The 21609-nt window shown below is 70.1% G+C and carries 20 protein-coding genes; 11 read left to right on the forward strand and 9 right to left on the reverse strand.

What is annotated here, in order from left to right; all coding sequences use genetic code 11:
• The first annotated feature begins 90 nt into the window (after positions 1 to 90).
• The 3 genes from OF380_RS26550 (at position 91) to tam (ending at position 2904) form a co-directional block, all read left to right on the forward strand.
• Positions 91 to 882: an endonuclease III domain-containing protein gene (locus OF380_RS26550; RefSeq protein WP_264048622.1), complete on the forward strand. Its 792-nt coding sequence runs from the start codon at positions 91 to 93 to the stop codon at positions 880 to 882.
• 122 nt (positions 883 to 1004) lie between these two features.
• The gene (gene trpS, locus OF380_RS26555) at positions 1005 to 2075 is read left to right on the forward strand and encodes a tryptophan--tRNA ligase (protein ID WP_264048623.1); all 1071 of its coding nucleotides are present in this window, start codon (positions 1005 to 1007) and stop codon (positions 2073 to 2075) included.
• A 46-nt stretch (positions 2076 to 2121) separates the two neighbouring features.
• Positions 2122 to 2904 (forward strand): trans-aconitate 2-methyltransferase, encoded by a 783-nt coding sequence (tam, locus tag OF380_RS26560; RefSeq protein WP_264048624.1) that lies wholly within the window; start codon positions 2122 to 2124, stop codon positions 2902 to 2904.
• A gap of 11 nt (positions 2905 to 2915) precedes the next feature.
• Here the strand turns inward: tam and OF380_RS26565 are convergent, their stop codons facing one another.
• The 8 genes from OF380_RS26565 to OF380_RS26600 form a co-directional block, all read right to left on the reverse strand.
• On the reverse strand, positions 2916 to 3569 hold the full coding sequence (locus OF380_RS26565; protein ID WP_264048625.1) for a pyridoxamine 5'-phosphate oxidase family protein: 654 nt from the start codon (positions 3567 to 3569) through the stop codon (positions 2916 to 2918).
• Between the two features lie 219 nt (positions 3570 to 3788).
• Complete coding sequence (gene ilvC / locus OF380_RS26570; RefSeq protein WP_056175215.1) at positions 3789 to 4808, reverse strand: ketol-acid reductoisomerase; 1020 nt, start codon at positions 4806 to 4808, stop codon at positions 3789 to 3791.
• Positions 4809 to 4973: 165 nt separating this feature from the next.
• A complete protein-coding gene (locus OF380_RS26575; protein ID WP_264051500.1) occupies positions 4974 to 5618 on the reverse strand; it encodes a glutathione S-transferase family protein in 645 nt (214 codons plus the stop codon).
• A 1-nt stretch (position 5619) separates the two neighbouring features.
• Complete coding sequence (locus tag OF380_RS26580; protein ID WP_264048626.1) at positions 5620 to 5988, reverse strand: type II toxin-antitoxin system PemK/MazF family toxin; 369 nt, start codon at positions 5986 to 5988, stop codon at positions 5620 to 5622.
• On the reverse strand, positions 5975 to 6256 hold the full coding sequence (locus OF380_RS26585) for an AbrB/MazE/SpoVT family DNA-binding domain-containing protein (RefSeq protein ID WP_264048628.1): 282 nt from the start codon (positions 6254 to 6256) through the stop codon (positions 5975 to 5977). The genes OF380_RS26580 and OF380_RS26585 overlap by 14 nt, the downstream gene beginning before the upstream one ends.
• 52 nt (positions 6257 to 6308) lie before the next feature.
• Positions 6309 to 6851: an acetolactate synthase small subunit gene (gene ilvN, locus OF380_RS26590; protein WP_264048629.1), complete on the reverse strand. Its 543-nt coding sequence runs from the start codon at positions 6849 to 6851 to the stop codon at positions 6309 to 6311.
• Positions 6852 to 6946: 95 nt separating this feature from the next.
• Positions 6947 to 8722 carry an acetolactate synthase 3 large subunit gene (locus OF380_RS26595; protein ID WP_264048630.1) on the reverse strand — a complete coding sequence of 592 codons (1776 nt, stop codon included), beginning with the start codon at positions 8720 to 8722 and terminating at the stop codon, positions 6947 to 6949.
• A 287-nt stretch (positions 8723 to 9009) separates the two neighbouring features.
• The gene (locus OF380_RS26600; protein ID WP_264048631.1) at positions 9010 to 9270 is read right to left on the reverse strand and encodes a PepSY domain-containing protein; all 261 of its coding nucleotides are present in this window, start codon (positions 9268 to 9270) and stop codon (positions 9010 to 9012) included.
• A 249-nt stretch (positions 9271 to 9519) separates the two neighbouring features.
• Between OF380_RS26600 and OF380_RS26605 the strand changes: the two genes are divergently transcribed.
• The 8 genes from OF380_RS26605 (at position 9520) to OF380_RS26640 (ending at position 20914) form a co-directional block, all read left to right on the forward strand.
• The gene (locus OF380_RS26605) at positions 9520 to 9957 is read left to right on the forward strand and encodes a chemotaxis protein CheW (protein WP_264051501.1); all 438 of its coding nucleotides are present in this window, start codon (positions 9520 to 9522) and stop codon (positions 9955 to 9957) included.
• A gap of 77 nt (positions 9958 to 10034) precedes the next feature.
• Positions 10035 to 11576 (forward strand): CheR family methyltransferase, encoded by a 1542-nt coding sequence (locus OF380_RS26610; RefSeq protein ID WP_264051502.1) that lies wholly within the window; start codon positions 10035 to 10037, stop codon positions 11574 to 11576.
• Positions 11573 to 12145 carry a chemotaxis protein CheW gene (locus OF380_RS26615; protein WP_264048632.1) on the forward strand — a complete coding sequence of 191 codons (573 nt, stop codon included), beginning with the start codon at positions 11573 to 11575 and terminating at the stop codon, positions 12143 to 12145. Before OF380_RS26610 ends, OF380_RS26615 begins: the two co-directional genes overlap by 4 nt.
• Positions 12146 to 12208: 63 nt before the next feature.
• Positions 12209 to 13879 (forward strand): methyl-accepting chemotaxis protein, encoded by a 1671-nt coding sequence (locus OF380_RS26620; RefSeq protein WP_264048633.1) that lies wholly within the window; start codon positions 12209 to 12211, stop codon positions 13877 to 13879.
• A 123-nt stretch (positions 13880 to 14002) separates the two neighbouring features.
• On the forward strand, positions 14003 to 16240 hold the full coding sequence (locus OF380_RS26625; RefSeq protein ID WP_264048634.1) for a hybrid sensor histidine kinase/response regulator: 2238 nt from the start codon (positions 14003 to 14005) through the stop codon (positions 16238 to 16240).
• 32 nt (positions 16241 to 16272) lie between these two features.
• Positions 16273 to 17319, forward strand: a complete 1047-nt coding sequence (gene cheB, locus OF380_RS26630; protein ID WP_264051503.1) for a chemotaxis-specific protein-glutamate methyltransferase CheB — start codon at positions 16273 to 16275, stop codon at positions 17317 to 17319.
• On the forward strand, positions 17316 to 19058 hold the full coding sequence (locus tag OF380_RS26635; RefSeq protein WP_264048635.1) for a response regulator: 1743 nt from the start codon (positions 17316 to 17318) through the stop codon (positions 19056 to 19058). The genes cheB and OF380_RS26635 overlap by 4 nt, the downstream gene beginning before the upstream one ends.
• Before the next feature lie 2 nt (positions 19059 to 19060).
• Positions 19061 to 20914: a response regulator gene (locus OF380_RS26640; RefSeq protein WP_264048636.1), complete on the forward strand. Its 1854-nt coding sequence runs from the start codon at positions 19061 to 19063 to the stop codon at positions 20912 to 20914.
• Between the two features lie 102 nt (positions 20915 to 21016).
• Here OF380_RS26640 and rplQ read toward each other — a convergent pair whose 3' ends face one another.
• Positions 21017 to 21427, reverse strand: coding sequence for a 50S ribosomal protein L17 (gene rplQ, locus OF380_RS26645; protein WP_264048637.1), 411 nt, complete (start codon positions 21425 to 21427; stop codon positions 21017 to 21019).
• Positions 21428 to 21609 lie beyond the last annotated feature (182 nt).

Below are 21609 nucleotides of genomic sequence, written 5' to 3' on the forward strand. Positions count from 1 at the left end.
GAGGCGGCGTGACGCTCGCGCAAATCCGTCACCCGTGGCGGTCTCCGACCGGTTCGGGGAACCGAGCGACGGGGCGCGGATTCCGTCCCTATGCCGATCGCATCCGGGCACGACCTCGCCGGCCCCCGCCCCCGCCGGACCCGTTCCACGAAGGCCGAGCCGGCCCTCGCTGATCCCGCCCTGTCCGACAAGGCGCTGGCGATCCATGCGCGTCTGTGTCCGGTCTACGACTGCCCGATCCCGTATTTCCACAGCCTCGATCCGTTGAGCGAACTCGTCTCCTCGCTGCTCTCGCACCGGACCCGAAACGCGGAATCCGGTCGCGCCTTCAAGGCGCTGCGGGCCCGTTATCCCGACTGGGAGGCGATGCTGGCCGCTCCCGTCTCCGAGGTCGAGGCGACGATCGCGGGCGTGACCTGGCCCGAATTGAAGGCGCCGCGCCTGCAGGCGATCCTCGGCGCCGTGCGGGCGCGCCACGGCGCCCTCACCCTCGACTTCCTGCGCGACCTCGCCGTTGACGAGGCCCGCGCCTGGCTTGAGGCGATCCCCGGGGTTGGGCCGAAGACCAGCGCGGCGGTGCTGTCCTTCAGCGTGCTGCGGATGCCGGCCCTGCCGGTGGACAGTCACCACCACCGGGTGGCGCAACGCACCGGGCTGATCGGTTCCCGGGTCGATGTCGGGCCTTCGCACCCGATCCTGCGGGCGCAGCTTCCCGACGACTGGAGCGCACAGGCGCTCTACGACAATCACGAAGTGCTGATGCTGCACGGGCAGCAGGTCTGCCATCATCGCAATCCGGCCTGCGGCCGGTGTGTGCTGCTCGACCTTTGCCCCGAGGGACAGGCCCGGATGGGGGCGGGCGGAGCGATCCGCGAACCGTGATGGGGGCATCGGGCTGCAGGACGCCTTGACCGGTCCCGGCGCGGCGTCCAGAAACCGGCGCTTGGCCGAGCCGCGTTGCGTCGGCGGCCGCCTCACCCCAATCCGCACGAGGACCCCGCGCGATGACCGCGTTCAAGGAACTGGTGTTCTCGGGCGTACAGCCGACCGGGAACCTGCATCTCGGCAACTATCTCGGTGCGATCAAGCGATTCGTCGAGATGCAGGCGCGCGATGCGCAGTGCCTGTACTGCGTCGTCGACATGCACGCGATCACCCTGTGGCAGGATCCCGCTGCCCTGCGGGGGCAGATCCGCGAGGTGACCGCCGCCTTCCTCGCCGCCGGCATCGATCCGAAGCGCTCGATCGTCTTCAACCAGAGCCAGGTGCCCCAGCACGCGGAGCTCGCCTGGATCTTCAACTGCGTCGCCCGCCTCGGCTGGCTGAACCGCATGACGCAGTTCAAGGACAAGGCCGGCAAGGACCGCGAGAACGCGTCCATCGGGCTCTACGCCTATCCCGTGCTGATGGCCGCCGACATCCTCGCCTATCGCGCCACCCACGTGCCGGTGGGCGAGGACCAGAAGCAGCACCTCGAACTGACCCGCGACATCGCCCAGAAGTTCAACAACGACTTCGCCGAGTCGATCGCCGCCCATGGGCACGACGCGGGTGCGGGGTTCTTTCCCGTCACGGAGCCGCTGATCGGCGGCCCGGCGGCGCGCGTCATGTCCCTGCGCGACGGCACCAAGAAGATGTCGAAGTCGGATGCCTCCGACAATTCGCGCATCAACCTCACCGACGACGCCGACGCCATCGCCGCCAAGGTGCGCAAGGCCAAGACCGACCCGGACGCCCTCCCCTCCGAGGTGGCGGGCCTCGCCGGACGGCCCGAAGCCGACAACCTCGTCGGCATCTTCGCGGCCCTGAAGGACGTGTCGCGCGAGGACGTGCTGCGCGATTACGGCGGCGCGCAGTTCTCCGCCTTCAAGGGCGCCCTCGTGGAACTGGCCGTCGAGACCCTGGCGCCGCTGGGATCCGAGATGAAGCGCCTCGTGGCCGACCCGGCCGAGATCGACGCGGTTCTGGCCGACGGCGCCGAGCGCGCCGAGGCCATCGCGGCCCCGACCCTGGACGCCGTGAAGGACATCGTGGGTTTCGTCCGGCGCGGGCCGCGCCTGCGGCCCGTACCCTGACGCGGACGAGCCTGGCATCGGACGGGGACAGAGCGCGGAGATTTCGATGACCGACTGGAACCCCGCCCTCTACACCCGCTTCGAGGACGAGCGCACCCGACCGGCGGCCGAGCTTCTTGCCCGGGTTCCCCTCGAGGCACCGTGCCTCGCCTACGATCTCGGCTGCGGCCCGGGCAATTCCACCGCCCTGATCGCCGCCCGTTTTCCCAAAGCGGAGGTGATCGGCCTCGACACGTCACCGGCCATGCTGGAAAGCGCGCGCAGCCGCCTGCCCGACCTCACCTTTGCGCAGGCCGACGCGGCGACCTGGCAGCCGGACCGTGCACCGGACCTGATCTACGCCAACGCGGTCCTGCAATGGCTTCCCGACCATCCGGTGCTGCTGCCCCGGCTCTTCGGCCTCCTGGCGCCCGGCGGCGTGCTCGCCGTGCAGATGCCCGACAACCTCGCCGAGCCGTCGCACCGCCTGATGCGCGAGGTGGCGCGGACCGGTCCCTGGGCCGGGGCGATCGGCGATCCCGCATTGGCCGGCCGGCTCGGGCGCATGCTGGATCCGGGGGGTTATTACGACGTGCTGGCGCCGCTCGCCGCCGAGGTGGATGTCTGGCGTACGGCCTATCACCACCGGATGGCGGATGCGGCCGCCATCGTCGAATGGGTCCGCGCCACGGGATTGCGGCCCTTCCTCGACCCGCTGACGCCCGACGCGCAAGCCGCGTTCCTCGCCGCCTATACGGCCGCGATCGAGGACGCGTATCCGCCCCGCCATGACGGAAGGCGCCTGCTCGCCTTCCCGCGGGTCTTCATCGTCGCGCGACGGGCGGGCTAGCGCGTCGCGGCTCAACTCTCGCCGCGCGCGACCCGGGCCTCGTACTCGGCCAGGTCGAGCTGACCTTCCTTGGCGACGCGGGCCTTATCCTCATCGGAGATCACGTCGCCCACCATGTCGAGGCGCTTCCAGAGGGCGAGCGGCGTCTCCTTCTCGGGCCGGGGCACATACTTGTTCTGCGCCACCTTCTGGTACTTGTGGATGTAGCGCGGGCAATTGACCCAGGCCTTGGTGACCTCGACGCGCACGAGGTACTTCGCCTCGGTGTACTCGGCCATCAGGGGATCGTCGCGCAGCATCCGGGCATGGCCCTGAATGCGGACCCGGTGCGGGGTCTCGAAGTCGATGAACAGCAGGCCGACCTTGGACTGCCCCTCGATGTTGCCCATCGAGTACCACATGCCGTTGCCGTCCAGCCCCGGGAACACGAGCGTGTTGGCGTCGAGCACCTTCACGAAGCCGGTGCTGCCGCCCTTGTAGGAGACGGTGGGCATGCCGTCGGGGTCGACGGTGGAGAGGAAGAACATGTCCCGGCTGCCGATGAAGGCGGCCTCGTCCTTGCCGATCTCGTCATGGACCCAGCCGGTATCCAGCCGCTCGGCGAGCTTGACGGTGTTGTACTCTTCCTGGAGCGCGCGATGCGCGTCGTAGTAGAGCGATGCCATGGGTGTCCTCCGCGTTTCGGCTGCTCTCAGGTGGGCGGCCGTTGCGGAGCATGATCGCGGGAAATCTGGTGAAGCACAACAGTGGGCGGGCTCCTTCGTCCCCATGACGAAGGTGACATGGCCCGCTGTCGCGCACGAAAAAGCCGGCGCCGCTCCCGCGACACCGGCTTCCTCCGCGACGTGCAGCCGAGCAAAGCCCGGCTGCATCATCCCAAAACGTCAGTTCTTAGCCTTGTCGACCAGGGCCTTCTCGGAGATCCACGGCATCATGCCGCGCAGCTTGGCGCCGACTTCCTCGATCGGATGGGCGGCGAGCTTGGCGCGGGTGGCCTTGAACGAGGTCTGGCCGACCTTGTTCTCCAGCATCCAGTCGCGGGTGAATTTACCCGACTGGATGTCGTTCAGGACGCGCTTCATCTCGGCCTTCGTCTCCGGCGTCACGATGCGCGGGCCGGTGACGTACTCGCCGTACTCGGCGGTGTTCGAGATCGAGTAGTTCATGTTGGCGATGCCGCCCTCGTAGATGAGGTCGACGATGAGCTTCACCTCGTGCAAGCACTCGAAATAGGCCATCTCGGGGGCATAGCCGCCCTCGACCAGGGTCTCGAAGCCGGCCTTGATGAGCTCGACGAGGCCGCCGCAGAGCACGGCCTGCTCGCCGAACAGGTCGGTCTCGCACTCTTCCTTGAAGGTGGTCTCGATGATGCCGGCGCGGCCGCCGCCATTCGCCGAGGCGTAGGAGAGGCCGAGGTCGTGGGCGTTGCCGGAAGCGTCCTGCGCGATGGCGATCAGGGTCGGCACGCCGCCGCCCTTGAGGTACTCGCCGCGCACGGTGTGGCCGGGCCCCTTCGGGGCGACCATGAGCACGTCGAGGTCCTTGCGGGGCTCGATGAGGTTGAAGTGCACGTTGAGGCCGTGGGCGAACAGGAGGGCGGCGCCCTGCTTCATGTTCGGCTCCAGGGACTCCTTGTAGATGTCGCCCTGCAGCTCGTCGGGGGTGAGCATCATGACGACGTCGGCCTGCTTGGCGGCGTCGGCCACGTTCATCACCGTGAAGCCCTCGTGCTCCGCCTTCTTGGCGGTGGCCGAGCCCTCGCGAAGCGCGATGACGATGCCCTGCACGCCGGAATCGCGCAGGTTGAGCGCGTGGGCGTGGCCCTGGCTGCCGTAGCCGACGATGACGACCTTCTTGCCCTTGATCAGGTTCAGGTCGGCGTCACGATCGTAATAGACCCGCATGGCGGTACCTTCTCTTTTCTCTCGATTGAGCATGAGTGCGCTCCGGCGCCCTCATCTGAAACGACATCCGCGCGGCCGTGCGATCCGCGCGCTTTTAGCGAGGCGATCCCCTTGACGGAAGGGGCATTGTCGCATGCCTCGTTGTTTGCCCCCGGCCTCTGCGGCTCAGGCCGGCAGCTTCAGGCCCTCGCGGGCGAAGACCGCCTGTACGGCGGGCCGCGCGGCCATGGCCCGGGCATGCGCCGTCCAGGCGGGGAAGCGCTCCGCCATGTCGAAACCCAGCGTCGGGCCGCGGCCCCAGATCCAGAACAGCAGCAGGTAGGGATCGGCGACGCTGTAGTGTTCGCCGACGGCCCAGCCGCCGTTCGAGAGCTTGACCTCGGTCATCGTGAAGAGGTCGCCGCAGGACTCGACGCCCTTGGCCTGGATGCCGGGATAAGCCGATTCGTCGCCCGTGTAGCGCTCGGCCCGGCGGATATGCGCGTAGGCGATGTGGTGGCCGGTGGAGAGCCAGCCCAGCCACTCGTCGACCCGGGCCTGGTCGCGCGGCTCCTGCGGCCAAAGGCCGGCCTGCGGGTGGGTGCGCGCGATATGGCGCAGGATCGCGGTGTTCTCGGTGAGGACCCAATCCCCGTCCGCCAGTGCCGGCACCCGGCCGCGCTCGTTGACGGCGAGGTACGCGGCCGCGCGCTGATCGCCCTTGGCAAGGTCGAGCCGCACGGTCTCGTAGGGCGCGCCGGTCTCCTCCAGGGCGATGTGGGAGGCGAGCGAGCAGGCTCCGGGGGCATAGTAGAGGGTGGTCATCGTGATCTCATGTATTGGGAACGGCGGCGGGCAGACCGATCAGTTCCATGATGCCGAGGCGAATTCGCAGAAGAAGATCGGACGGAACAGCGCCGACGCGGCGGAAGCCGCGGGACGATCGGTCGACGCAACGGATCTGATCGAGAAGAACTGCGCCAGAGACGCCCAGGCCGTCCGGAAGCAGAATCTTTGTCGGCCACGGCGAGACGTTCCTGGTAATCCGACAGATGATCGCCGTCGCATTCCGCAGGTGGAAGGCCAAATCCGATAATACGTTCGCCGGACGGACGCCGCTCTGCTCGCGCCCAAGCGTCGGCCTCAGGTCAACCCAGACGATATCGCCGGCCTGAGGAACTGGATGATCATCGGTCATCATCGTCGCAAATGATCTCGGCGCCGACGTCCGGCCCCCAATCGACGAGTTCGGGACGTTGCGACGGACCCAAGCGATCCATCTCCGCAATCATCTCGGCCAAGGTGGGTACGACGATACCGTTCACGGTTCGAGGAGCGCCCGCATCCGGCGTTTGCCGCTTGGGGAGAACTTCCACCGTTTCACCTTCGTGCAGGCCGAGTTGCGTCACGGCTTGAGGCGACAGTCTCACGACAAGATCCTCACCCCAGCGAACGACCTTCGCTTCCATCGCCCCGCTCTCCTGAATCGTGAGGCGAACCTTAGCATGTCCGTTGCCGGACCTACATCGGCTCGGCGCCGCGCCCCATCGCGGCGATGCCGGTGCGGGAGATCTCCACGAGGCCGATCACCGTCATCAGGCCGATGAAGCGGTCGATCTCCTCCGTCGTGCCGGTGACCTCGAACACGAAGGAGTTGAGGGTGGCGTCGAGCGTCTTGGCGCCGAAGGCGGCCGCGAGGGTCAGCGACTCGGTGCGGTGTTCGCCGGTGCCGGCCACCTTCACGAGGCAGAGTTCGCGCTCGAGGGCCTTGCCCTGCAGCGTGAGGTCGACGACCCGGTGCACGGGGACCAGCCGGTCGAGCTGCGCCTTGATCTGCTGGATCACCGCGTCGGTGCCGGTCGTGACGATGGTGATGCGCGAGAGGTGGCGCGCCACTTCCGTTTCCGACACCGTCAGGCTCTCGATGTTGTAGCCCCGTCCCGAGAACATGCCCGAGATGCGGGCGAGCACGCCGGGCTCGTTGTCGACGATCACGGCCAGCGTGTGCCGGTTGATCGGCTCGACCCGGCCGGCGTCGGGGTAATGCGTGTTCATGGCGTTCATGGCGTGACCCGGATCTTCGTCTGTCGTGGCGTGTCGTGTGAAGGCCCGGCCGGGCCGAAGGCGGGCCGGGCGGAAATCGCCCGGTCCGGGTAGGCTCAGACCAGCATCTTGCCTTCTTCCGAGATGACGTCGCCGATCTCGACCCCGGTCTCGCCGAGGTAGTCGGACAGCAGCATCTCGTTATGCGCCTTGCCCGACGGGATCATCGGGAAGCAGTTCTCCTTCTTGTCGACGATGCAGTCGAAGACGACCGGGCCGTCGTAGTCGAGCATCTCGGCGATGGCCGCGTCGAGGTCGCCCGGCTTCTCGCAGCGGATGCCCTTGGCACCGTAGGCCTCGGCGAGCTTCACGAAGTCCGGCAGGCTCTCGGAGTAGCTCTGCGAGTAGCGCGAGCCGTGCAGCAGCTCCTGCCACTGGCGCACCATGCCCATGTACTCGTTGTTCAGGATGAAGATCTTGACCGGCAGGCGGTACTGCACCGCCGTGGACAGCTCCTGCATGTTCATCAGGATGGAGGCCTCGCCGGCGATGTCGATGACGAGGCCCTCCGGGTGGGCGAGCTGCGTGCCGATGGCCGCCGGCAGGCCGTAGCCCATGGTGCCCAGGCCCCCGGAGGTCATCCAGCGGTTGGGGTCGTCGAACTTGAAGTACTGCGCCGCCCACATCTGGTGCTGGCCGACCTCGGTGGTGACGTAGGTCTCGCGGTCCTTGCAGGCCTCGTAGAGGCGCTGCACCGCGTATTGCGGCTTGATGATCGTGCCCGACGGCCAGTAGGCGAGGCAATCGCGCGCCTTCCAGGTGCGGATCTTGCTCCACCAATCGTCCATGCGAGCGTGGTCCGGCCGGCGCGGCAGCGCCCTCCAGGCCGCCAGCATGTCTTCGAGCACCGAGCCGCAATCGCCGACGATCCCGACATCGACCTTGACGACCTTGTTGATCGAGGAGGCGTCGATATCGATGTGGATCTTCTTCGAGAACGGCGCGAAGGCGTCGAGACGGCCGGTGATGCGGTCGTCGAAGCGTGCGCCGACGCAGACCATGACGTCGCAATCATGCATCGCGAGGTTGGCCTCGTAGGTCCCGTGCATGCCGAGCATGCCGAGGAACTTCTCGTCCGAGGCCGGGAAGGCGCCGAGACCCATCAGGGTCGAGGTCACGGGAAAGCCCGTCTCGGCGGCGAGTTCCCGCAGCAGGGTCGAGGCGTGCGGACCGGCATTGATGACGCCGCCACCGGTGTAAAGGATGGGCCGGCGCGCGCCGGCCATGAGTTCGACGGCCGCCTGGATCTGCGCGGCGTCGCCCTTGAAGGCCGGCTTGTAGGTCTTGTGGCCGTTCTGCGTCGGGCGCTCGTAGACGCCGGAGGCGAACTGCACGTCCTTGGGCAGGTCGATGACGACCGGGCCGGGCCGGCCGTTGGCAGCGACGTAGAACGCCTCGTGCAGGATGCGCGGCAGGTCGTCGATCGATTTGACCAGGTAATTGTGCTTCGTGCAGTGGCGGGTGATGCCGACCGTGTCGCACTCCTGGAAGGCATCGGTGCCGATCAGGTGCGTCGGGACCTGGCCCGTGATGCAGACGAGCGGGATCGAATCGAGCAGCGCGTCGGTCAGGCCCGTGATGATGTTGGTGGCGCCGGGGCCCGAGGTGACGAGGACGCAGCCGACCTTGCCCGACGAACGGGCATAGCCTTCCGCCGCGTGCACGGCGCCCTGCTCGTGGCGCACGAGGATGTGCTTCAGGGTCTCTTGGTGGAAGAGGGCGTCGTAGATCGGCAGCACCGCGCCGCCGGGATACCCGAACAGCGTATCGACACCCTGATCCTGAAACGCCCGGATGACCATTTCGGCCCCGGTCATGACCTCGCCGCCCATCGTCCTGCTCCTTGAAACTGTCTGCGCTGTTCGTGTCGTCGGCTCGTCGCGGCAATAAAAAAGGGCCCCGAGGGACCCTGCATGCGCCACCATCCGGATCGCGGACCCTGGTGTCAGGTCCGCCCCGTCAGTGGCGCTTCCGTTACGATAAGGATGGCACGCATCGTCTGTCGTCTGCCTCGTTCGTCCACCCGTTGCGCCGGAGCGGCGGGTGAATCGAAAATCGTGTCGCGTGTCTTACCGAACGGTGCTCCCCCGGTCAACGCCGGGGGCGCAATATTGCAGATCTACTCCGCCGGAACTTCTCCGAGGACCGCGCCGGTCCTCGGGTCGGCATCGAACTTCATCCTGCGGCCCTCCTTGAGGCCTTCGCCGTCCCAGTGCCCGTCATCGGCCTCCAGCTTGGTGATCTCGGAATAGCCCGCCCCCTTCAGGGCCTGCTTCATCTGGGCCGGAGTCAGCCAGTCGGGGCCGGGTGCCTCGGCCCGTGCCGTGAGGGGAAGCGCGCAGAGAACGGCTGCGAGCGCGCATCGGGCGATCCGGGACATGGGAACTCCTGTCGGGGGGAAAGAAGGCGGGTGCACGAGCGCTACCCGAGACGGTGCGGTACGGCGAGCCGAATCGATGTCGCGGCGCGGAACCGCGTGCGTGTTTGCGCGTCCTCGTGGACCTGTCCTAATCTGGGCGGGAGACGGGGAGGCGCGCGCCTTCGGACCGCTTGCCGCCCGCGAGGAGACCAGGTCGTGCCCGAGACCACCGCCTATCTCCTCCTCGACGTGGCCGGCGTACCCTGCGCGATGGCGCGGCCCTCGGTGAGCGAGGTCCTGCCACTCCCGGACCTGCACGCGCCGCCGGCCGGCGGGGGGCCCCTGGCGGGCTTCCTCAATCTCGGCGGAGACCCGGTTCCCGTGGTGGATCTCGCCCGACTCCTCGGGTTGAGGAGCGGGGACGTCTCGGGCGACGACCCCTACCGGCACATCCTCCTCGATGCGAAGGGCACCACCGGTTTCCTGGTCGACCGGGTGGAGGACCTCGTCACGGTCGAGGCCTCGGCGGTCCGCCCGGTCTCGGCCGAGCGCACCCTCAACGGCTGCGTCACGGCGGAGATCGCGCGCGGCGACGGCCTCGTGCATGTGCTGAGCCTGTCGCACCTTCTGACCGAGGAGGAGCGTGCCCGCCTGTCGGCGCTGGCCGGTGCGGCCGCCGAGCGCCTCGCCGCGCTCCCCGCCGCCTGATCCGGATCGTGCCTTGAAAGGCCGGTGGCAGGATGCCGGACGCCATGAATCCTGACGCTTCGAGTCCTGACACCTCGATGTCCGGCGGTGCGACCCGCGTGCCCCGCTCCGGTCCCGCGGCCGATCCGGGTTTTCCGGCCCTCAAGGCGCGGATCATCGCCCGCACCGGCCACCATTACTATGCCGACAAGGACGATCTGCTGTTCGACCGCCTGCGCAAGCGGTTCCGGGCGAACGGGCTCGCCGACGCGGCCGCATACGGCGTGCTCCTCGACGACCGGGTGGCGGGTGGGCCGGAATGGGCGGCGCTGGAGGCCGAGATCACCATCGGCGAGACCTTCTTCTTCCGCTATGCCGAGCAATTCACCGCCCTGCGCACGACGATCCTGCCCGCCCTGATCGCGGCCCGGTCTGCGGAGCGTAGCTTGAGGATCTGGAGTGCCGGCTGCTCCACGGGGGCGGAGCCCTATTCCATCGCCATCCTGATCCATGAACTCCTCGGGCCGGCCCTGCCCGACTGGCGCGTCTCCATCCTCGGCACCGACATCAGCCAGGACGCCCTTCAGACGGCGCGGGCGGGGGTCTACGGACGCTGGGCCCTGCGCACCCTGCCCCCGGGCGAGCGCCTGCGCCATTTCCTGCCGGGCCCGCCCGCTGCCGGTGCGGGCCGCGACGGCACCTACACCCTGCGCCCCGAATTCCGCCGGATGGTGCGCTTCGAGCGGCGCAACCTCATGGACCTCCTCGACGGCCGGGCCCCGCCGCCCGCCGAGTTCGACCTCGTCCTGTGCCGCAACGTGCTGATCTACTTCGAGGCGGAGGCGGTCCTCGGTATCGTGCGCGCGCTCGGACGGCGCCTGCGCCCCGAGGGCTGGTTGCTCCTCGGTCATGCCGAACCGAACCCGGCCATCTCCGCGCTGTTCGATCCGATCAATCTCCCCGGCACCGTCGCCTATCGCCCGCCGGGTACGGGGGGGACGCCTCTCGTCATGGACTGGAATGCGGAGGGCGGCGCCGGACGGTCCGGTGTGCCGGAGCCGGCACCGGCCGCATCGGACCGCGTACCGGTGGCCGGGTTCACGCATCACTTTGTCGATCCGCGACCGGCCGATCCGCTCCCGGCTGATCCGCAAGTCGCCCGAGCGCCGCGCCTCGAGATCCCCGAACTTCAGGATTCCGGCCTCGACGAGGCAGCCCCGGGGGACGTCGAATCCGGGGTGGACCTCGCGCGCATCCGGGCGCTGGCCGATGCCGGGGAGACGGCGCAAGCCTGGCGGACCCTGCGTGTCGCGATCCGCGCCGCGCCCACCGATCCGGCCCTGCACTACTATGACGGGCTCCTGGCTCGCAGCCTGGGGCGGGACGCCGAGGCCGAGCGGGCCCTGCGGGGGGCGCTCTACCTCGACCGGGACTTCGTCATGGCGCATTACCAGCTCGGCCTGCTCCTGCTCGGCCTCGGCCGGAACGGGGAAGCCGCGCGCGCCCTGGACAACGCGATCCGCCTTGCCCAAGCCCTTCCGGCCGGCGCGGTGGTGGCCGAGGGCGACGGGCTGGGCCCACGGGAACTCGCGCGCAGCGCCGCCCTCGCCCGCGCCGGGCTGACAGGAGATGGTCCGTGACCCAGACCCGTGGCGAGGCCTGGGCGGCCCCGCACCCGCGCGTGCCGACACAGGAGCGCACACTGGGCTTGCTGGAGGAGCGCTCGCGCGCCCTCGCCCGCCGCGGGCGCGCGGCGGCGGAGGCCACGGCGACGCGGAGCTATCTCGTCTGCGCCTGCGGGGGCGACCGCTTCGGCCTTCCCCTGGCGCAGGTGGCGCAGGTCCTGCCGATGCGGCCGGTGACACCCCTGCCGGAAGCGGGGCCAGCCGTGCTCGGCCTCATCGCCCTGGCCGGGCGCGTGGTCAGCCTGCTCGCCCTGGCCCGCGCGCTGGGCCGTCCGGCGGATCCGGCCGGCGAGGCGGCGCACGTGGTGCTGGTGCGCGGCGGCGCGGCACCGGTGGCGCTGGCCGTGGACCGGGTCCTCGGCGTCGCGGAGATCCCGGACGCGGCACTGGATACCGCCTATGCCGAGGCGGGTTTGAGCGCCGAGGCGGTTTCGGGCTATGCCCCGCCCGGTGCCGGACCTGGAGCCGAATCCGGGTTCGTCGCCATCGACCTGCCGCGCCTGATGCGGCGATACCTGTCCTGATGCCGGAGTTCGGGGCGCACGGCGCCCTCGGGACCGGCTGGATTGCGGAGCCTTGAGCCAGCAGTGTCGTTCTCGATCGGAAAACGCATCCTCCTCGGCTTCGTCGCCATCACCGTGGTCGTGGTGGCCCTGGGTCTCTACGCCCTCGGCCAGATCGCCACGGTGCGCGAGACCACCGATTCCATCGTGGCACGCGACCTCACGGTGGCGCGGCAACTCGACGATCTCGCCAACAAGGCCCGCGACATGGGCCTGCAACGCCGAAACGCGATCATCGCCCTGCTGATGCGGGCCCGCGGCGGCCCCGAGCGGGAGGACGTGTCCGGAGCCTGGCGCCGGACCGCCACGGAAGCCGACGCGATCCTGGCCGAACTCGTCCGCGCCACGGAGGGCTATCGCGCCCGTTCGATCTCGGAGGAGCGCGGCCTCACCTGGCGCAAGCTCAACGCCATCGCGATCGAGGCGATGGCCGAGTTCCGGGAACTGCGCACCGCGAGCGAGGCGCAGTTCGCCGCCATCGCGGCCAAGGACGTCGACGGCGTCGAGGCGCGCAACGAGGCCCTGAACCGCAACCAGGACCTGTTCCTCAACGATATCGAGCGCACGCGCGGCGCCCTCGACGAGGGTATCGCGGCCGGGCAGCGCAGCGTCGCCGACCTCTACGAGCGCAGCCGGCTCTCCATCCTCATGACGCTCGCGGCCTGCATTCTCCTCAGCATCCTCATCACCATCCTGATCAGCCGGGCCGTGGTGCGGCCCCTGGAGGAGGTCATGGCCTTCGTGGAGCGGGTCGGCGAGGGCGACCTCTCCGGGAACCTCGCGGCGCGCGGCAAGGACGAGATCGGCCGGCTCGGGCGCACGCTCAACCGGATGGTGGCGGGTCTGGCCGACCTCGCCCGCACCAACCGGGCGGCGACGGCCGACCTCAACGCGGCGGCGGCCGAGATCCGCGCCTCCGCCCAGGAACAGGCGGCCAGCGTCGAGGAGCAGTTCGCGGCCGTGCAGGAGACGGCGGCCACGGTGGACGAGATCACGCATTCCGGCGCGCAGATCGGCAAGCGGGCCGGCGAGGTGATCGCCACGGCGCAGTCCACGGCCCAGACCTCCCGCGCCGGACTGCGCGCCGTGGCCGACACGGCGCGTGCCATGGACGCGATCCGCGAGCAGGCGGAGGCGGTGGCCGGCAACATCGTCGCCCTGTCGGAGAAGACGCAGGCCATCGGCGACATCATCAGCACCGTCAACGACATCTCGGAGCGCACGCACCTCCTCGCCCTGAACGCCGCCATCGAGGCGGCGGCGGCGGGCGAGAGCGGGCGCAGCTTCGCGGTGGTCGCCTCCGAGATGAAGCTGCTGGCCGACCAGGCCAAGGCCGCGACGGGGCAGGTCCGCACCATCCTCGGCGAGATCCAGCGCGGCATCAACACGTCCGTCATGCTCACCGAGGAGGCGGTCAAGCGCGCCGCCACCGGCAAGGCCCGCTCCGACACGACCCAGCGGACGATCGAGGAGATCACCGCCCGGGTCGAGGAGAGCGTGCAGACCTTCCAGCAGATCGTCGCCTCGACGAACCAGCAGCAACTCGGCATCGAGCAGGTGATGGGCGCCCTGCAGAACATCCGGCAGGCGAGCCAGCAGACGGCGGCCGGCACCCGCGAGGTCGAGGCGGCCTCGGCCAACCTCACCGAACTCGCCCAGGCCCTGATGGCCCTGGCCGAGCGCTACCGGCACTGAGACTCCGGTTCCGCCGGTCCGAGGCGCTCGAGATGCGAGGGACGATGATGGTCAACCAAGGGTTTGCGGACATCCGCGAAGGCCGCGAGCCCGCCCCAAGTCCCTGTCGGTCCTGAGCACCGAATGGACATCCGCCAACTCCTTCTCGCGGCCTTCGAGGTCGAGCACCGCGAGCACATCGACGCGATCCGCACGGCCCTGGCCGGCGGCGGCGCCGAATCCGGTCCGGACTGGAACGACGTCTTCCGGCGGGCGCACAGTCTGAAGGGGGCGTCCCGGGCCGTCGACCTGCCGGCGGTGGAGGCCGTCGCGCATCGCCTGGAGGCCTTGTTCGAACGCGTCTCGGCGCAGGATGGCGGCCTGTCGCGGGACGATGCCGCCGCCGTCCACCTCGCCCTCGATCGGATCGAAGCCTATGTCGCCGGGCTGACCGAAGGTGCCGGACCCGACATGCCGGGCGACGCCCTCGCGGCCCTCGATCGGGCCCTCGACCCGGCCGCCGCCCCGCCGGAGCCCCCGGCACCTCCTCCTCCAGCCCCTCCCCCCGCCGCCCCGCCGGTCGTGCCGGTCGCCAAGAATGTGCCGGCGGACGCCCTGGCCGAGGGCCAGCAGGCGCTGCTGCGCATCCCGGCGGATGCGATCGAGGCGCTGACGCGCGCCACGCACGACCTGGCGAGCGCCCTCGGCGGCGAGGCTCTCGTGGCCGACGGTCTGACCCGCCTCGCCCGCCGGGCCGCCGAACTCGCCCGCCTCGTCGAGCGCCTGCGCCTCGCGGACGCGTCGAGGGCCGGCGCGGCGGGCGAGACCCGGGCGGAAGCCGACTGGCGCACCCTGGAGTTGGGCCTCACGGGGCTCTCCCGCGACGCCGCCGAGGTGTCGCGGATGCGCGGCGCCCTGGGCGCCTCCGTGGAGGGGGCGATGGCGCGGGTCTCGGGCGAGGCCGAGCGTCTGGCCCTGGTGCCCGCCGAGACGGCCTTCGGCGGTTTCCCCCGGGCGCTGCGCGAGCATGCCCGCGAGGCGGGACGCGAGATCGAGGTCGCGGTGCGGGGCCTGGAACTTCCCGTCGACCGGGGGATGCTCCAGGTCCTGAAGGATCCCGTGCTGCACGCCCTGCGCAATGCCCTCAGCCACGGGGCCGAACCGCCCGAGGCGCGCGAGCGTCAGGGCAAGGCGCCTGCACTCGCCATCGGCCTCGACGTGTCCGTTCAGGGCGGTCGGCTCGTCATCCGTATCGGGGATGACGGGCGCGGACCGGATCTCGCCGCCATCGCCGAGACCGCGCGCCGTCGTGGCCTGCTCGCGCCAGGGGCTGAGCCGGGCCCCGAGGCCCTGCTGGCCCTCGTGCTCGAACCCGGATTCTCCACCGCCGCCGCCGTCGACACCCTCTCGGGCCGCGGCATCGGCCTCTCGGTGGCGGCCGACGCCGCGCGCCGCCTCGGTGGCACGGTCCGGCTCGCGCCGCGCGCGCCCTTCGGCACCGAACTCGTCATGAGTCTGCCGCTTTCGGCCGCGCGCCGAGCGATGCTGCTGGTGGAGGCGGGCGGTGTCACCTACGCCCTGCCGAGCACGTCGGCCGAGCGCCTGATGCGGCTGGGCGAAGCGGACCTCGGATCGGCCATGGGGCGCACCGTCACGCGGGTGGAGATCGACGGCGTTGCCGCAACCATTCCGGTTCTCGACCTCGCAAGTCTCCTCGGCGCGGCCACCGAGGGACCACGCACGGGTGAGACGCGTCCCGCGATCCTACTGCGTACCGCCGGGCGGCGCTGCGTGCTGGCCGTCGATGCGCTCGCGGACGTGCGTACCCTGCGGGTGCTGCCGGCGCCTCCGATCGGCGCCGATGCGCGCCTGATCTCCGGGACCGTGATCCTCCCGGGCGACCGACCGGCCCTCGTCCTCGACGCTGAGGGGCTCGCGGCGCGCGCCGCGGATTCCGGGAATGGTGCGGCGCCACAATCTACTTTAACGCGCGGAACGATCGTGCAGGCGCCACGTTCGACGATCCTCGTCGTGGACGATTCGATCACGACGCGCACCTTGGAGAAGGGCATCTTGGAAGCGGCCGGGTACCGCGTCGTCGTCTGCGTCGATGGTCAGGACGCGCTCGACCGCCTGCGCGCGGGCATCGAGCCCGTGGATCTCGTGGTGGCCGACGTGGAGATGCCGCGCCTCGACGGCTTCGGCCTCGTGAAGGCCCTGCGCGCCGACACCGCCTTCGCCCGCCTGCCCATTATCCTGATGACCTCGCGGGGCGACGCCGAGGACGTGGCGCGCGGCCTCGATCTCGGCGCCGACGCCTATCTCACGAAGCAGAGCTTCGACCAGCGCCAACTCCTCGACACGATCGGGCAATTGCTGTGAGCGGAACCGGGGCGCCCGCGCGGGTGCGCGTGATGCTGGTCGAGGATTCCCTCGTGGTGCGCCAGCTCCTCATCCACATCGTCGGGCGCGATCCGCGCCTGGAGGTGGTGGCGGCCGTGGCCTCCGGCGAGGAGGCTCTGGCGACCATCGGCACGGCCCGCCCGGACGTCGTCTCGATGGATATCCGGCTTCCCGGCATCGACGGGCTGGAGACGACCCGGCGCATCATGGCGGAACGCCCCACACCGATCGTGGTCATCGCCGACGCGATCGAGGATTCCTCGCTGCGGATCTCCATGAACGCCCTGCGGGCGGGGGCCCTCTCGGTGGTCGAGAAGCCCGTTGCCACCACGCATGCGGGCTACGATGCGGTGGCGACCGAGATCTGCACGCAGCTGCGCATCATGGCGGCCGTGCCCGTGATCCGCCGCAGGCCGATCGGCTCGGAATGGGCGGGTCGGGTCGGGGCCGTCCCGGCGCCGCTCTCGGCGACCCTCCGGGTGCCCGAGACCGCCAGCATCCTGGCCATCGCGGCCTCCACCGGCGGGCCCCCCGCCCTCGCCCGGGTCATCGGTGGCCTGCCCGCGAATTATCCCCTGCCCGTCCTCGTCGTCCAGCACATGGGCGCTGCCTTCATGGAGGGCTTCGCCGCCTGGCTGAACGGCGTCGTCGGCCTCACCGTCACCGTGGCCCGGGACGGCGAGCGGGCCGAGCCGGGCCATGCCTACGTGGCACCGGGGGACAGGCACCTCGAACTCGGACCGGGCGGGCACCTGCGCCTGACCGATGCGGCCCCGGTCGGCGGGCAGCGGCCGGCCGCCACGGCCCTGTTCCGCTCCGTCGCCCGCCACGCAGGCCCGCGCGGCATCGGCGTGCTCCTGACCGGGATGGGCGAGGACGGAGCGACCGGCCTCCTCGACATGCGCCGGGCCGGGGGCCTGACGATCGCCGAGGACGAGAGCACCGCCGTGGTCTTCGGCATGCCGGCGGCCGCGATCCGGCTGTCCGCCGCCGGCAGCGTGCTGCCCCTGGACCGCATCCCCGCCCACCTGGGCCGCCTCGCGGAGGAGGCCCCGTGAGCGAGCCCTCCGCCGAGCCCCCCATAACCCGGACTCCAACCGAGCCCCCGCCACGCCTGCTCCTCGTCGAGGATTCGGAAACCCAGGCCCTCGAACTGCGCCTGCTCCTCGAATCGCGCGGGTTCGCGGTGGAGCGCTGCGCCACGGCGGAGGCGGCCCTCGACCACCTGAACACCCGCCTGCCCGACCTCGTCGTCGCCGACCACCACCTGCCCGGCATGAACGGCGACGAGTTCGCGCGCCAGCTCCGGCTCTCCCTGCGCACCCGGGCCCTGCCCCTCCTGATGCTCACCGGAGCCCGCGATGGCGAGCGCCAGGGCCTGGAGAGCGGGGCCGACGCCTACGTGGCGAAATCCGCCGACCGGGACCTCCTCGTCCTGCGCATCCGCGCCCTCCTGCGCGAGCGCACGGGTGGCCCCGACGGCCCCGGCGTTTCCGCCTTCCGGCGCGGGCGCGTCCTGGTGATCGACGGCAGCGCCACCTACCGCACCTTCCTCGCCGGCCTCCTGGCGCATGAGGGACACGAGGTCGCCACCGCGGATGGCCACGCCACGGCGCTGGCCGCCCTCGATGCAGCGGGCGCGGCGTTCGACTGCGTGACCATCGACCTCCTGGGGGCGACCTATGACGGGCTCGCCCTGTGCCGGGCGATCAGCGACGGCCGCCGCGCCGCGCTGGCGGGTCGGGAATCCGGCGCGCCCACCTTCCAGGTCGTGGGTATCGCCGGAACGATGCCCACCAAGGATTTCCTGGTGGCGGCCTTCGCGGCCGGCGCCGACGACGTCGTTTCGAAGTCGGATGGCGAGGTACTCGTCCTGCGGGTGCGCAGCCTCGTGCGCCGCAAGCTGCTGGAGGAGGACAATCGCCGCATCGCCAGCGAGTTCGGCGAGCGCGAGCGCGCCCTGGAGCGGGCCCGCGCCGAGGCGGAGGCCGCCGAGGCCCGCGCGGCCCTGGCCGGAGCCCTCGAACAGGCGAACGCGGATCTGGCCACCGCCAACCGCAAGCTCACCGACGCACAGGCCAAGCTCGTCCAGGCCGCCAAGATGGCGTCTCTCGGCGAACTCGTGGCCGGCATCGCCCACGAGATCAACAACCCGCTGGCCTTCATCCTGGCGCACCAGGGCACGGTGGAGCGCGTCCTGGGGGAGGTGGTCGCCGAGCCGGACTCCCCGGACAATCCGCGCCGCCTCGGCAAATGCGGCGACCGCGTCGGCGCCATGCGGATGGGCCTGACCCGCATCCAGGACCTCGTGCTCAACCTGCGCAAGTTCTCCCGCCTCGACGAGGGCGAGCGGACCCGCGTGCACGTGCCGGAGGCGATCGAGACCGTGCTCGCCCTGATCCAGCACAAGCTCGGCGACCGGATCGCGGTGGTGCGCGACTTCGCGGGCAGGCCGGAGATCCACTGCACCCCGGCCCTGCTCAATCAGGTGGTGATGAACATCCTGGGGAACGCGGCCGATGCCATGCCGGACGGCGGCACCATCACGATCGAGACGCGGCTCACGCCGGAGGCCGATCTCATCCGCATCAGCGATACGGGACCCGGTATCCCGGAAGCCCTGCGCGAGAAGATCTTCGAGCCGTTCTTCACGACGAAGCCCGTTGGGTCCGGTACGGGGCTCGGCCTCGCGATTGCGTACAGCGTGGTACAAGCGCATAGCGGCTCGCTCGGCGTCGAGGCCGCTCCCGGTGGCGGAGCCTGCTTCGTGATCGGTATCCCACGGCAGACGGACTGAGCATGTCAGTAGGTACGATCCTGGCCGTCGACGACGAGCCGGATATCCTGATCGCCCTCGAAGATCTGTTCGAGGACGAGTACCGCGTCCTCACCACGACGAAGCCCGCGGAGGCGCTGAAGATCCTGGCGGACACGCCCGAGATCGCCGTGATCCTCTCCGACCAGCGCATGCCCGGCCTGACCGGGGACGCCATGCTGGCCGAAGCGCGCAAATTTCACGACGCCCAGGCCATCCTGCTGACCGGTTACGCCGATATGAGCGCGGTGATCGCGGCCCTGAACCAGGGGGGTATCACCGGATACGCCACCAAGCCCTGGGATGCGAACCTGCTGCGCAACACCGTGCGACAGGCCTTCGAGCGCCACCGCCTCGGGCGGGACCTGGCCACCGAGCGTGCCCTGCTGCGCGGACTCCTCGACAATGCCGAGGACGCGATCTCGTTCAAGGATGCGGCCGGTCGTTTCGTCCGTCTGAACGCCCACAAGGCGGCCAGCCTCGGGCGCTCCGTCGCCGATTGCCTCGGACATACCGAAGGTAAGATCTCCGGCGACGGGACTTCCACGATCGTCGATGCCGAGGCGGTCGCGGTGGGGGACGTCGCCGAGACCCTGGTCGCCGACGGGACGGCCGGGGCCGAGCGCTGGCGCCACGTGACCCGCGTCCCAATCCGGGATGCCTCCGGTTCCGTCACCCACCTCGCCACCATCGAGCGGGACGTGACCGAGCAGAAGTCCCTGGAGGCGCGCCTGCGCCAGTCCGACAAGATGCAGGCGCTGGGCACCCTGGCCGGCGGCATCGCGCACGACTTCAACAACCTGCTGACGGCCATCCTGGGAAGCCTCGAACTCGCGGGCCCGAAGATCGCCGATCAGCCCCGCGTCCAGCGCCTCGTCGGCAACGCGATCCAGGCGGCGCAACGCGGTGCCACGCTCACGCGCCGCCTCCTCAGCTTCAGCCATGCCCGCGACCTTCGCCCAAGGTCGGTCGATGTGAACGGACTGATCGAGGGGATGCACGACCTCCTCGGCGGAAGCCTTGGCGGCCTCGTCACTGTCGAGACCCGTCTCGCCCTGGAGGGGCCGGCGGCCAGCGTCGATCCGGACCAGCTGGAACTTGCGATCCTCAACCTGTGCATCAACGCCCGCGACGCGATGCCGGAGGGGGGGCGGATCGTCGTCAGCACCCGCGCGCTGACCATCGCCGACGATCCCGATCTGGAGCCCGGCCCCTATCTCAGCGTCGAGGTCGCGGATACCGGCAGCGGGATCGCGCCCGAAATCCTGGCCCGGGTCTGCGAGCCGTTCTTCACCACGAAGTCCGTGGGACAGGGTACCGGTCTCGGGCTCGCCATGGTGTTCGGCCTCGCCCAGCAATCCGCCGGTCGCCTGCACATCGAGAGCGCGCTCGGGACCGGCACCCGCGTGGAACTGGTGCTGCCCCGCGCCGAAGCTGCCATTCCGGCCGAGGTCACCGAACCGGTGAGTGCGGCACTCCCTGCCCGCCCCGCCCGGATCCTCGTCGTGGACGACGACCCAGAGGTCCGGCACGTGACCGCCTCCTTCCTGGCGAGCTTCGGCTACGAGGAAAGCGAGGCCGGCGACGGCTCGACGGCGCTCGCCCTCCTGGAGCGGAGCGCCTACGATCTCGTGGTCGCCGACCTCGCCATGCCGGGCATGACGGGCGTCGAACTCGCGCAGATCATGCGTGAGCGCTGGGCCAAGATCCCGGTACTCATCGTCACTGGGCATGCCGAGGCGATTCCCATCCCCTCCGACCTGCCGGTCCTGCGCAAGCCGTTCGAGTCCGTGGATCTCGCCGCCGAGGTCTCGCGCCTTCTCGACCGGGCCGCGTGAGCGGTCGGCGTCCGGCCTCGAACGACGACGCCGGGTCCGAAGCATAAAAAAAGGCGGCCCGAAGGCCGCCTTTCTCGTCTTTGATTGGGTTGGACCCGTGACTTACGCGGCGTCGTCCACGAGCACGGGGCCGGAATCCTTGCCGCGCGCGTCGACGTCACGGTCGACGAACTCGATGACGGCGAGCGGGGCGTTGTCGCCGTAGCGGAAGCCGGCCTTCATGATGCGGCAGTAGCCGCCCGGACGGGTGTCGTAGCGCGGGCCGATCACCGCGAAGAGCTTGCGGACCATGGCCTCGTCGCGGATCTGCGACATGGCGAGGCGACGGGCGTGCAGGCTGTCGGTCTTGCCGAGCGTGATCAGCTTCTCGATGACCGGACGCAGGTCCTTGGCCTTCGGCAGAGTGGTGACGATCTGCTCGTGCTTGATCAGCGCGGCCGACATGTTGGCGAACATCGCCTTGCGGTGCTCGGTGGTGCGGTTGAAACGACGACCGCGAAATCCATGACGCATGATGGCTGGTCCTTGGTTGATGGCCGCCGTGCCACGGTACGGCCAAGCGCCTCGAAAGGCTGTTCATTCCGCATAACCCCGCGGCGGGATTCTTTTTCGAGTGCGTTTGAGACGAACCCGAATGTCTCGGCCAAACCGGCGGCGCCGAGCTGCGCCGCCAGGTTCAGCCCGAGGCGGCTCGC

This window comes from Methylobacterium sp. FF17, assembly GCF_025813715.1.
Classification (GTDB): domain Bacteria; phylum Pseudomonadota; class Alphaproteobacteria; order Rhizobiales; family Beijerinckiaceae; genus Methylobacterium; species Methylobacterium flocculans.

What these genes read in the sequence shown, in the direction of transcription:
- OF380_RS26550 (WP_264048622.1), top strand. Translation starts at nt 91, where the DNA reads ATGCCGATCGCATCCGGGCACGACCTCGCCGGCCCCCGCCCCCGCCGG.
- trpS (WP_264048623.1), top strand. Translation starts at nt 1,005, where the DNA reads ATGACCGCGTTCAAGGAACTGGTGTTCTCGGGCGTACAGCCGACCGGG.
- tam (WP_264048624.1), top strand. Translation starts at nt 2,122, where the DNA reads ATGACCGACTGGAACCCCGCCCTCTACACCCGCTTCGAGGACGAGCGC.
- OF380_RS26565 (WP_264048625.1), bottom strand. Translation starts at nt 3,569, where the DNA reads ATGGCATCGCTCTACTACGACGCGCATCGCGCGCTCCAGGAAGAGTAC.
- ilvC (WP_056175215.1), bottom strand. Translation starts at nt 4,808, where the DNA reads ATGCGGGTCTATTACGATCGTGACGCCGACCTGAACCTGATCAAGGGC.
- OF380_RS26580 (WP_264048626.1), bottom strand. Translation starts at nt 5,988, where the DNA reads ATGATGACCGATGATCATCCAGTTCCTCAGGCCGGCGATATCGTCTGG.
- OF380_RS26585 (WP_264048628.1), bottom strand. Translation starts at nt 6,256, where the DNA reads ATGGAAGCGAAGGTCGTTCGCTGGGGTGAGGATCTTGTCGTGAGACTG.
- ilvN (WP_264048629.1), bottom strand. Translation starts at nt 6,851, where the DNA reads ATGAACGCCATGAACACGCATTACCCCGACGCCGGCCGGGTCGAGCCG.
- OF380_RS26595 (WP_264048630.1), bottom strand. Translation starts at nt 8,722, where the DNA reads ATGGGCGGCGAGGTCATGACCGGGGCCGAAATGGTCATCCGGGCGTTT.
- OF380_RS26600 (WP_264048631.1), bottom strand. Translation starts at nt 9,270, where the DNA reads ATGTCCCGGATCGCCCGATGCGCGCTCGCAGCCGTTCTCTGCGCGCTT.
- OF380_RS26605 (WP_264051501.1), top strand. Translation starts at nt 9,520, where the DNA reads ATGGCGCGGCCCTCGGTGAGCGAGGTCCTGCCACTCCCGGACCTGCAC.
- OF380_RS26610 (WP_264051502.1), top strand. Translation starts at nt 10,035, where the DNA reads ATGTCCGGCGGTGCGACCCGCGTGCCCCGCTCCGGTCCCGCGGCCGAT.
- OF380_RS26625 (WP_264048634.1), top strand. Translation starts at nt 14,003, where the DNA reads ATGGACATCCGCCAACTCCTTCTCGCGGCCTTCGAGGTCGAGCACCGC.
- cheB (WP_264051503.1), top strand. Translation starts at nt 16,273, where the DNA reads ATGCTGGTCGAGGATTCCCTCGTGGTGCGCCAGCTCCTCATCCACATC.
- OF380_RS26640 (WP_264048636.1), top strand. Translation starts at nt 19,061, where the DNA reads ATGTCAGTAGGTACGATCCTGGCCGTCGACGACGAGCCGGATATCCTG.
- rplQ (WP_264048637.1), bottom strand. Translation starts at nt 21,427, where the DNA reads ATGCGTCATGGATTTCGCGGTCGTCGTTTCAACCGCACCACCGAGCAC.